We start from the raw sequence: 10,220 nt of genomic DNA on the forward strand, positions 1-10,220 counted from the left end.
CTCGAGCAGCAGCCGCAGTCTCGCCGCACTCTGCCGCTGCCCCGGATGCGGGCGCACCCGCTGAATCGCATCGTCAAAGGCGTCCGGCGTCCCCCGCAGACCCTCGAGGCTCATGGCGCCCGCCACCTCGGCCGTCTCGACGGCCCGCTCCGCCGCCAGCAAGGCCAGCACGCCTATGCCTGTCTGGACCTGAGTCCCGTTGTTGAGCGCCAGCCCCTCCTTGGCCTCGAGCACCACGGGGTCGAGCCCCGCTCGGCGCAGCGCCTCTCCGCCCGGCAGCCGCTCGGCGCCCAAGATCGCTTCCCCCTCGCCCATCAGCACCAGGGCGAGGTGGGAAAGCGGAGCCAGGTCGCCCGATGCCCCTACACTTCCGCGCGCCGGAATGACAGGGTGCACCCGCCGGTTCAGCATTTCCGTGAGCGTCTCAATGATGATCGCGCGCACGCCGGAGTACCCGAGCGCGAGCACGTTGGCGCGCAGCAGCATGATCGCCCGGGTCTCGGCCTCTCCCAACGGCGCGCCGACCCCGGCCGCATGGCTGCGGATCAGGTTGGCCTGCAGCTCGCGAATGCGGTCGGGGGGGATCGCTACTTCGGCCAGGGCGCCGAAGCCGGTGGTGACGCCGTAGACGACGCGGCCCTCACGCAACGCCTGCTCCACCACCTCCCTCGCGGCCGCGACCCGCGCCCGCGCTCCGGGTGCCAGCCGCACCTGCGGCGCCGGGTGCCCTGCCACCCGTTCCACGTCCTCCAGCCGGAGCGAGTCGCCCTGAATTTCGAGAATGTCCACGGTTCCGGGGGTCGGCAGCAGAGCGGGGCCGTGCGGCGTCGCTACGGCGTTCTCAAGCTCTCGCCGCGTTGCTCGTAATCCAGCTTGATGTCCGGGTTGGCCAGCAGGTGCACCCGGAACTGGAAGCTGAAATTGCCGTTCTGCGCCTTCACGAAGTCGAAGTTCGCCTGCCAGTCGTGGAGGTCGCGGGTCAACGTCAGGATGTGGTCGCTGAATCGGCTGTCCGTGAAGGAGTAGGCCGTGCTCCAGCGCACACTCCACTTTGGCGTAGGCTGGAAGGAGACGTTGCCGCTCAGAAGCTGGCTCTCCGCCCGGCCGGCAAAGCTCGCATCGCGGCGCGGGCGCACCAGCGAATAGTTGAGGGAGGCGTTCCAGCCGCCCCCGCCGCTCCCCAGAAAAGCGCTGCGCGCAGGCGCTGGCGTGCCCCGCCGTCCGATCAGGCTCAGCTCTTCCTCCCGCTCGGGGTCCAGGCGGGTCTCCCCCGGCGGCGGCGCCGCACGCGCCGAGTCCTTGACCTCCGCCGGCGTACGCCTCCGCCCCAACCCCAGCAACCGGAACAGCCAGGAGTCACTGCTCAAGGAGAAGGATGCGTTCATGTTGCTCAGGTGCGGCGCGAACTCCCGTGGCGTCGGCTGCCCGGGTGGCGCGCTCCCCGTAGTCCGGAACAGATCGTGGGTGAAGCTCAGGCTCAGCCCCCGCAGCAGGTCCGACGTGACCGTGTTGTTCAGCGTGGTCGTGACCAGTCCCTCTCCCTCCTCCCGCGCCTGCACGAAATCATAGACCACGGCACTGGTGCTCAGAGACAGGAGCGTGACCCGCCCCGACTGCGGCAGCCGCCGCGGCCCGGAGGCCGTGTCCAGGGCTGCCTCCCGAGTGGTGTCCGGCGCCGCGCCGCCCTCCTCCTGCTTCACCGCCTGCTTCGCCTCGATCGTCTGGCTCAGCCCGATCTCGAGCCGGTTCTGCTCCCGGATTTCCGCCACGCCGAACACGTCGCGCCGGACGCTGTCCGCAGCGACGGCCGGCGAATAGCGGTAGGTGATGATCGGCGAAAGCCGATGCCGGATCCGGCTGTAGGGCCCTACACCCGGCCAGAAGCCAAAGAAGTCCGTCTTGAGACTGGCACTCACATCCAGACGCGTCGGGCCCGCCAGAAGCTGGCCCGCCGTCTTGGGCGACTCACGCCACTGCCCTCCTAGCTGAATGGCCGGCGTCAACGTGCTCGTCCCGAACAGCCGCTGCTGGTAGTTTACGCTGCTGCTCCAACTCAAGCGCCGATCCGTTTCCTTCCCCAGCGTATCCACGCCCGGCTTGGCCTGCCGCACATCCTGCGCAAGGTCGAAGCGCTGGTTCCAGGAAAGCGCGCCCAGGCTTATGCCGCTGCCGATGCCCGCCTCGAAAGCTGAGCGGTCCCGCACCGTCGGGCTCGAGATGGTGTCCGCCACATCCACACGGTTCATTCGCAGGTTTGCGCTCCCCGTCCACGTCGCGTTGCGGTACCAGCTCGCCTGCGCCCCAGGCGCCCGGAACAGCGTCAGCGGCGAGAGCACGAGCCCTACCGAGGGCAGGACCAGCTCCACCTGACCGGTGGTCAGGAACTGGCGGCGGGAGGCATCCAAACTCAGGCTGCCCCAATCGAAGCGATGACTCAGGCCGGCATTGGAATCAATGGACCGGTTCAGCTCCCGCGGGTCGAAGGTGTTGCGGCGGACGAACTCGCTGGAGGTGGTATAGTTCGCATTTACCCTTACGCTGGTCCGCTCCCCCGGCTGCCAGCTATGGTGGCTGGAAAGCGTCAGGTTGCGGCGCCCGTTGGCCTCCCAAAAACGCCGGAAATCGATGCCCCCGTCCAGGAACTGCCTCACCCAGCGGTACTGGAAGTTGCCGTTCAGCGCTGTCCAGTTCTGACTGAACCAGTCCAGCGCGAGCTGTGCGCCCATGTAATCGTTGATGGCCCAGAAGAAGCCCACGTCCGAGACACGGCGCCGGTAGCCGCTGCTGGTGCGCGCCACGTCATTGATGCCAAAGCGCGGCGCCAGCAGCCCGCTTCTGCGGCCTTGCTTCAGGCTCTGCACCATGAAGGGCAGCCAGAACACCGGGACGTCAGCGAAGTTCAGCGTCACGTCCCGCGCGACCAGCACGTTGTCGTTCACCAGCTTCATGCGCCGGGCCGCGAAATGATAGTGCGGCACGTCCAGCTCGCAGGAGGTGAATTCCGAGTGCCGTCCGTAAATGCGGTCCGAGCCGGCCGTGTACACCCGCTCGCCGTGCACCACCCAGTTCGCCCCCTGGCTGAACCGCGTGCGCGCGCCCAGTGCCACGCCCACGTCCCGCCCGACGTCGTAGCAGACCTGCTCGCTCTCGACCGGGGCGCTCTCTCCGCTGAGCACTGGCTTGCCGTAGCCGCAAACGATTTCGCGCTCGAGATCGTACACCAGCGCCGAATCCGCACTCATGGCCTGCCCCGCCCGCACGATCTGCGCTTTGCCCGGTAGCTCGACGCGGCCGCTGTCACTCACGAAATGGGCGCCGCTGCCCCAATACTCGGTAGCAATGTAGCCCGGGAGTGTAGCCAGCGCGGCCATGACCGAATCGCGCTCGGCGTCCATGCCCCGGCCGCCAGGCCGAGCCATAGCCGACACGGCTCCTGCCGCAGCGCGGGCCGGGCCGTCCCGCCGCGGCGGCGTAACTGCCGCACTTTCGGCCGGGACCTCGACCACGCTGGAATCTGCTCCCGCCCGCCCGGCCGGGCTGGACACGCGCAGCTTTTCCAGAAGCCGCTCCCGCTCCCCAGGGCTCAACTCCCGCTCCTGGCCCACGGCCGGCGCGGCAAAGAGCAACAGCGCTGCCGCTGAGAGGCCAAGGATCGGCCTGACGGGCCGCCGCAGCCGCCAGCCCCGGCCTCTGACTCCGCACGGCCAGCCGCCGCTCATGCTTCCCCCCACCCTTCCTCGATGACGGGCGCGCGGGAGCGCTCGACCAGCTTGGCCAGCCCGATGCTCAGCTCGTAAAGCAGTACCAGCGGCACCATCATGAACAGGGTCAGCATGATCACATCGCCGGGAGTGATCAGGCTCGCCACAATGGTGATGGCGACCAGCGCGTGCCGGCGCTTCGAGGCCAGCATCCGCGAGTCCACCACGCCCAGAGCAGCGAGCAGGAGCACGACGACGGGCAGCTCGAAGATGGCCCCGAAGGCGAGCAGCAGCTTGATGATAAAGCCGAGGTACGGTCCCACCACGATATTCTGCTCCAGGCTCTCGGCCTGGAATCCCATCATGAAGCGCAGCGTGACGGGGAGCGCCAGGAAGTAGGCCAGGGCGACGCCCGCCGCGAACAGCACGAGGCCCAGGTAGAGCGACGGGATGATCGCGCGCTTCTCCTGCGGCAGCAGCGCCGGCGCGAGGAAGGCCCAGGCCTCGTAAATAATGATGGGCGAGGCGAGCAACGCACCCACGACCAGGGCCAGCTTGATCGTGATCAGGAACGGCTCGGTCGGACTCAAGTACTTCAGTCGGCTCCCGCCCAGCAACGGGCGGATCGGCTCGATCAGCAGGGTCAGCACGTCGAAGCGCGTCACCACCACGAAGCCAATGGCCACACCCACCAGCAGGGCGAGCAAGCTCCAGATGATCCGCCAGCGCAGCTCCTCCAGGTGGTCGAGGAACGGCATTTCCTCGGTCCGGCCGGCGCCGCGCCAGGCCCGCAACAATCGGGGCGCCTTCACAATGGCAGCTCCGCCTGCCCCTCATCCATTGCCGCCCGCGCGCGCCGGGCGTTCAGTTCCCGCAGCTCTTCCTCGAACTCGTCGATGTCCTGGAAGTCCCGGTAGACTGAGGCAAAGCGGACGTATGCCACGTGATCGCGCGCCTTCAGCCGCTCCATGACCATGCTGCCGATCACGCGGCTCTCCGCCTCATCCGAACCCTGCCGCCCCAGCTCATCCTCGATCTGGTCCACCAGCGCTTCGATCTCCGAGAAGGTGATCGGGCGTTTCGCGCACGCCAGGCCGATCGAGCGCAGCAGTTTGTGCCGATCATACGCTTCCACCGAGCCGTCCCGCTTGACCACCTGCAGCGAGCGCTCCTCGACGTACTCGTACGTCGTGAAGCGGCGGCCGCAGCTCAAGCATTCGCGCCGCCGTCGCACCGCCCGCCCCTGCCGGCTGATACGGGAGTCGACGACCCGGTCTTCCATCTGCTGGCAGTAAGGACAGCGCATTCGTTTGAGCTCGTCGCGGGCCGTGCCCCGCCTCCATTGCGCGACACCGGAGACCCCGCAGAGGCGAACGGCCCCGCAGAGGCTCCGGTGTCTTCGAGCGCGAGCCGAAAATCCGGCGCCCGTCTCAGCCGCGGCGCCGCAGCTTACTCAGCTTCTCCTGGGCCGACCGGGCCTCGTCTGATCTCGCATAGTTGGACACGACCCGTTGAAAGTACTCCGTCGCCCGGGCAATGTTTCCCTGCTCCTCCGCCACCACCCCCGCGCGGTACAACGCCGCGGGCGCGCGCGCCGAGTTGGGAAACAGCTCGACCACCCGCTCGAACTCGCGTAGCGCACGGTCGTGCTGCCCATCCAGATAGTACGTTTCCGCCAGGTTGAATTGCGCATCCGGAGCGCGCTCGTGCGTGCCGTACTTCTGCAGGATCTCCTCGAACGCTCGCCGCGCCGTCTGCGCCGCGCCACGCTGCAACTGCTCCACGCCGATCGCGTACAACTGCTCCGGACTGCCGCGCGCCGGCGCGGGCGCCACCGCCGCCGTTGCCGCGGGCGTAGGGCCGAGCTCCTGACTGCGCGTCTCGAGCTGCCGCCTGAGCTCCTGCAGTCGGCTGTGGCTCTGCCCCGTCAGCTCCTGGATCTGCAGGAGCTGCTGCTCAATCTGCAGCAGACGGTGCCCCAGATCGCCCCGCACCCGCTGCATCAGTTCCGATGTCGAATGCAGACTGTCCTGCAGCTCCCGATTCTGCCGCCGCAGCTCCAGAAACACCGAGTCCTGCCGCGCCTGCAGCCCCAGCACAGACTCGCGCAGGGTCTTCACGTCCTTCTTCGTCGCGCAGGCGGATGTCGCGGCCGCCGCCGCCAGAGGCAGCAGCAGCAGCCGCGCCGTGCACGCCACTGCCCGGCGAGCCATGTGCGGAATACGAGCCGGGCGGCCGGCCCCGACGCGTTTGACGGAACCGGCGTCCGCCCGGACTCTTCCTGCTGCGCTGGGGCCCCTCGGCCTCACCGCGTCCCCGCCGCCCCGCCCAGCGTCTCCTCGCCCGCGATAATGTGGAACTCGGCCCGCCGATTCTGGGCCCAGGCATCCTCGTTGTGCTCCGGAATCAACGGGCTCTCCTCGCCCCGGCTCGCCAGCTCGAAGCGCGCAGGCTCCAGCCCGTACCCCGCCAGGAAGTCCCGCGCCGCAGCCGCCCGCCGCATGCCCAGGGCAAGGTTGTATTCGACGGAGCCGCGCTCGTCCGCGTGCCCCTCGATGCGCAAGCGCAGCTCCGGGCGAGCCCGCAAGATGCCGACTTTGCGCACCAGGACTTCCTCGCCGTCGGCGCGGATCTCCGAGCGGTCGAAGTCAAAATTGACCATCTCGGCCACAATCTCCCGCGCCCGGGCCGACTCCTCGGCCGCCGCCGCCGCCCGCGTACGTGCCTCCTCGGCCGCGCGCCGCCGCGCCTCCTCTTCCGCCCGCCGTCGCGCCTCCTCCTCGGCGCGCAGCCGGGCCTCGTCCTCCGCCTGACGCTGCGCCTCCAGTTCCGCAGCCGACGGCGTTGGCTGCTCGGGCTCCCCACGGCCGCAGGCGCCCAGCATCAGCAGGCCGATCAGTGCGGGGACAACGAGTGTGCAGTGCCTCATCGCATCTCCTTGTGGTGAAGAGTGGATACCTGCCTTCGGGCCGCAGCGACTAAAGACCACGGGCTGCCCGTGCCGACGCGCGCAGCAGCGTCGGCGACCAGTCGGGCAGCAGAAAGCGACCACCAAGGATCAACGGCCGCGTGCGGCCGGTCACCGTGTCGATAACATACAATCCTGCCCCGTCCCCGTGCACCCCACTGAACACCAGGTGCCGCCCGTCCGGCGCCCAGCTCGGGTCCTCGTTCCTCCCCTCGGACGTGAGCTGCTGGACCGGCGCACCCGGCCGCGCCGCGTCCGCCACCATGATCTGGTGCGCGCCGCGCGAGCGGCCATGGAACGCGACCAGCGTCCCTTCCGGGGCCCAGGCCGGTGAAGTGTAAAAGCCCGGCTCGCCATAAACAAACGGGGAGATCAGCGTCGCCTCCCCACCCTCGACCGACATCACATAGATATGAGGCTGTCCCAGCCGGTTCGAGTTGAACGCCAGACGCCGGCCGTCCGGCGAATAGCTGGGCGAAAGGTCGTCGCGCGCCGCGCGGGTCAGCCGCCTGAGGCAGCAGCGGCGCGCCAGATCGTACTCGTGCAGCTCGAGTCCGGATCCCGTCCACGCCGCGAAGGCCAGCCGCTCCCCGTTCGGTGAGTAGGCGGGCGTGATCGCCATGCCGCCCGCACGGCCGTAAATCACCCGCGTCTCCCCGCCGTTCAGCTCCCGCTCCAGCAACTGCCAGTTGCCCGGCGTCGTTTCCGCCGCATACGCTAGTCGCTCGCCGTCCGGCGACCACGCCGGCGAGACCAGGCCGCGCGACGATACCGCAACCCGACTGACGTTCTCGCCGTCCGACTCCACCGCCAGGATCTCGCCGCTGCCGTCGCCGTTGCGACGGACGAAGGCAATGCGTGACGCGGCCATTCCCGGCTTCCCCGTCAGCCAGCGTACCACCTGGTCTGCGGCCGCGTGGACGGCCATGCGCAACTCCCGCGCGCCGGTGTGCGGCAGCGGGAACGCCTGCATCTGCTTGACGGAGCCGTAGACGACGTCGTGCGCCGCAAGCCGCAGCAGCGAGCCGCCACCCTCCGCTGCCTCGATGCTCCCCGTCACCAGGTATACCACCCCGAGGCTGTTCCATAACCGGTACTCGATCAGCCCCGTGGCCAGCCGCTCCGGCACTTCGGCCGTCTGGAAGCGATCACTGTAATCCAGGTCAGTGCGCAGAATCGTGTGGATTTCCTGTGCTGTAGCCGCCAACTCCGGCTCGGCCGTCAGCGGCCGCACGGCCAGCATGGGCCGGAACACCGGCTGGTAGATCATCCCCAACCGCACCCCGGTGGGCAGTCGGCTGGTGTCCTGCTGCGCCGCCAGCGAAGGCGTGCACAGCCACGGAACCAGCAGCAGCAGCGCTTTACCCTTCATCGCCTCTCACTTCTCGCACGGCGGGCTCCCCGGCGGCTGGAAACAAAAGCTGATGGGCAGGCGGTCGCCCTCGAACCCTTCGGGCAGCCGGCCGAATGCCTTACGCCTCCCCGCCTGCTCCACCGCACCCATCGCCTCGAAGTTGAAAGCCACGTCGCCCGAGCCCCGTACCAGGCGAATGTCCTCCACCGAGCCATCGCGCAGGATCACGAAATAGACCACGGCCTCCGGGCCGCTCCGCCCGGTCCAGCGAAAGTAGCGGTGAAGCTGCTGAATGATGTTCTCCAGATACTCCGGGTACGGGAACTGCTCCCCCGAGAGCTGCACGTTCAGACCCGTGCCGCCCGGACTGCTCGCGTCAGGGTTGCGACCTTTGGTCGGCGCCGACTCCTTCCTTGGCTGGGCCGCCGCCGGTAGCTGCACCTTCGCCGGCGCCTTCCTGGCCGGCTGCGGCGGCGCGGGCACGGGCGGCGGCGGCTGCTGCGGCTTCACCACGCGCGGCAGTTCCGCCGCAGGCGCCGGCGGCACCACTTCCGGCTCGCCCGCCTGCTGCGGCGGCGGCGAGACGATATTCACCCGGTACACGCGGAACTCGGGCATGGCTGGCCGGGGCGCGAAGCCGGAGAACCAGAGCGCCGTCCCGGCCAGGGCGTGGAGCAGCAGCGAGCCGGCCACCGCGATGCTGCCCGGGTGGGCGTGGGCGGCAGCGGCGGGCCGGCGCCGGGCAACGTAGCGCCGCCCCAATCGCTCGGCCAGCATCACGGCGCCTCCACTTCCGGATCTGCCACCAATCCCACTTCCGTCACGTCCAGCTTCTTCATCAGGCCCAGCACCTGCAGCACGCGGCCGTAGGGCACGTCACGGTCGCCCTTCAGGTACGCGTTCCTGGTGCCCTTCCCCCGCACGTATTGGGGGAAGATCTCCTCGAAGTCGGCGAGCGAACGCACGGGCAGGTCGCCCAGATAGATGTTCCCATCCCGCGACACCGTCACGATCAGTCCTTCCGTGGCCGTGATCGGCGCCGAGGAAGCCTTGGGAAGCTGTACCTCCACACCCCCCTGCAGCATGGGCGCCGTGATCATGAAAATGATGAGCAGCACCAGCGCCACATCCACCAGATTGATCAGGTTGATGTCCACGCTCTCGGGAAGCGATTGACGACGACGCCGGCACGGCTCCCACATGCCTAGATCCGCCCCTCCCGCGCCAGCGTTCCAATGAACTCGCTCGTGAAGCCTTCCAGCTCGCCGCCAAAGAAGTTCAGCCGGCTCATGAAGTAGTTGTAAGCGATCGCCGCAGGAATCGCCGCCACCAGCCCCGCCACCGTGGCAATCAGCGCCTCGGCAATCCCCGGCGCGACCGCCCCGATATTGGCGGTACCGGCCGCCGTAATGCCCAGGAAGGCGTCCATCACCCCCACCACCGTCCCCAACAGCCCCAGCAGCGGAGCGACGGTACCGATGATGGCGAGCCAGACCAGTCCCGCCGCCAGGTCATCCTGCTCCTCGCCCTGCACTTTCTCGAGCACCAGCCGCAGCGCCTGCAACTGCGCCTCGCTCAGTCCCACGCTCACCGACGGGTTGTCGCGAAACGCGCCCGGCCGCAGCTCGGTGAAGAAGAGCACCCCGTGCCGAAACAACCGGGTGTAGGGGGAATCCGGGAGACGGTGCAGCGAGTTGTACACGTCCTCCAGCCGCTCGGTCCCCTCGATCGTCCGCAAAAACGCCGCCGCCTGCCGCTTCAGCCGCCGGAACTGCCCCAGCTTCCAGAAGATGATGAGCCAACTGATGAGCGAGAAGAGCGCGGACACGATCAGGATGATCTGCGTCTCCGGTCCGGCCTCCAGCAGCATCTCGAATGCGCCCTGTGGCGAGCGCCGCCCCAGTTGCGCCACTACATTCACGCGGCCGCCTCCTGGCTAATGTAGGCGTAAGTCTGTTCCAGCCCGGCCCGCAGCGCTACCCGGGCCGACCAGCCCAGTTGCTGCAGACGGCGGCTGTCCAGACAGGAGCGGCGCAGTTCCCCGGTGCGTGACGCCGCGTGCTCGATCGGCACCCGGCGCCCCGCCACATCCATGAGGAGTCGCGCGAGCTGGTACACGCTCGTCTCCGCGCCGGCGCCGACATTGAAGCACCGGTCATCGGGGTGGGCGGCCGGCGCAAGTGGAGCTTTCGTGAGC

At 68.7% G+C, this 10,220-nt stretch carries 11 protein-coding genes; all 11 read right to left on the bottom strand.

The window, feature by feature from the left end:
• The coding region (locus HY703_11110; GenBank protein ID MBI4545735.1) for an aromatic amino acid lyase at positions 1–789 on the bottom strand (789 nt) is incomplete at its 3' end.
• 41 nt (positions 790–830) lie between these two features.
• Positions 831–3,719, bottom strand: coding sequence for an LPS-assembly protein LptD (locus tag HY703_11115; GenBank protein ID MBI4545736.1), 2,889 nt, complete (start codon positions 3,717–3,719; stop codon positions 831–833).
• Positions 3,716–4,513, bottom strand: a complete 798-nt coding sequence (gene tatC, locus HY703_11120; GenBank protein ID MBI4545737.1) for a twin-arginine translocase subunit TatC — start codon at positions 4,511–4,513, stop codon at positions 3,716–3,718. The genes HY703_11115 and tatC overlap by 4 nt, the downstream gene beginning before the upstream one ends.
• On the bottom strand, positions 4,510–5,007 hold the full coding sequence (nrdR, locus tag HY703_11125; GenBank protein ID MBI4545738.1) for a transcriptional repressor NrdR: 498 nt from the start codon (positions 5,005–5,007) through the stop codon (positions 4,510–4,512). Before nrdR ends, tatC begins: the two co-directional genes overlap by 4 nt.
• Before the next feature lie 124 nt (positions 5,008–5,131).
• Entirely contained in the window at positions 5,132–5,914 is a 783-nt protein-coding gene (locus HY703_11130; protein ID MBI4545739.1) for a tetratricopeptide repeat protein, read from the bottom strand.
• Between the two features lie 92 nt (positions 5,915–6,006).
• The gene (locus HY703_11135) at positions 6,007–6,630 is read right to left on the bottom strand and encodes an OmpA family protein (GenBank protein MBI4545740.1); all 624 of its coding nucleotides are present in this window, start codon (positions 6,628–6,630) and stop codon (positions 6,007–6,009) included.
• 49 nt (positions 6,631–6,679) lie between these two features.
• Positions 6,680–8,041, bottom strand: coding sequence for a PD40 domain-containing protein (locus HY703_11140; GenBank protein ID MBI4545741.1), 1,362 nt, complete (start codon positions 8,039–8,041; stop codon positions 6,680–6,682).
• Between the two features lie 6 nt (positions 8,042–8,047).
• Entirely contained in the window at positions 8,048–8,803 is a 756-nt protein-coding gene (locus HY703_11145) for a TonB C-terminal domain-containing protein (GenBank protein MBI4545742.1), read from the bottom strand.
• Entirely contained in the window at positions 8,800–9,225 is a 426-nt protein-coding gene (locus HY703_11150) for a biopolymer transporter ExbD (GenBank protein MBI4545743.1), read from the bottom strand. The genes HY703_11145 and HY703_11150 overlap by 4 nt, the downstream gene beginning before the upstream one ends.
• A gap of 2 nt (positions 9,226–9,227) precedes the next feature.
• Positions 9,228–9,944, bottom strand: coding sequence for a MotA/TolQ/ExbB proton channel family protein (locus HY703_11155; protein MBI4545744.1), 717 nt, complete (start codon positions 9,942–9,944; stop codon positions 9,228–9,230).
• A partial coding sequence (locus tag HY703_11160) for a hypothetical protein (GenBank protein MBI4545745.1) occupies positions 9,941–10,220 on the bottom strand: 280 nt, incomplete at its 5' end. The genes HY703_11155 and HY703_11160, both read right to left, overlap by 4 nt.

Source organism: Gemmatimonadota bacterium (assembly GCA_016209965.1).
Taxonomy (GTDB): domain Bacteria; phylum Gemmatimonadota; class Gemmatimonadetes; order Longimicrobiales; family RSA9; genus JACQVE01.

What these genes read in the sequence shown, in the direction of transcription:
- HY703_11115 (MBI4545736.1), bottom strand. Translation starts at nt 3,719, where the DNA reads ATGAGCGGCGGCTGGCCGTGCGGAGTCAGAGGCCGGGGCTGGCGGCTG.
- nrdR (MBI4545738.1), bottom strand. Translation starts at nt 5,007, where the DNA reads ATGCGCTGTCCTTACTGCCAGCAGATGGAAGACCGGGTCGTCGACTCC.
- HY703_11130 (MBI4545739.1), bottom strand. Translation starts at nt 5,914, where the DNA reads ATGGCTCGCCGGGCAGTGGCGTGCACGGCGCGGCTGCTGCTGCTGCCT.
- HY703_11135 (MBI4545740.1), bottom strand. Translation starts at nt 6,630, where the DNA reads ATGAGGCACTGCACACTCGTTGTCCCCGCACTGATCGGCCTGCTGATG.
- HY703_11140 (MBI4545741.1), bottom strand. Translation starts at nt 8,041, where the DNA reads ATGAAGGGTAAAGCGCTGCTGCTGCTGGTTCCGTGGCTGTGCACGCCT.
- HY703_11150 (MBI4545743.1), bottom strand. Translation starts at nt 9,225, where the DNA reads ATGTGGGAGCCGTGCCGGCGTCGTCGTCAATCGCTTCCCGAGAGCGTG.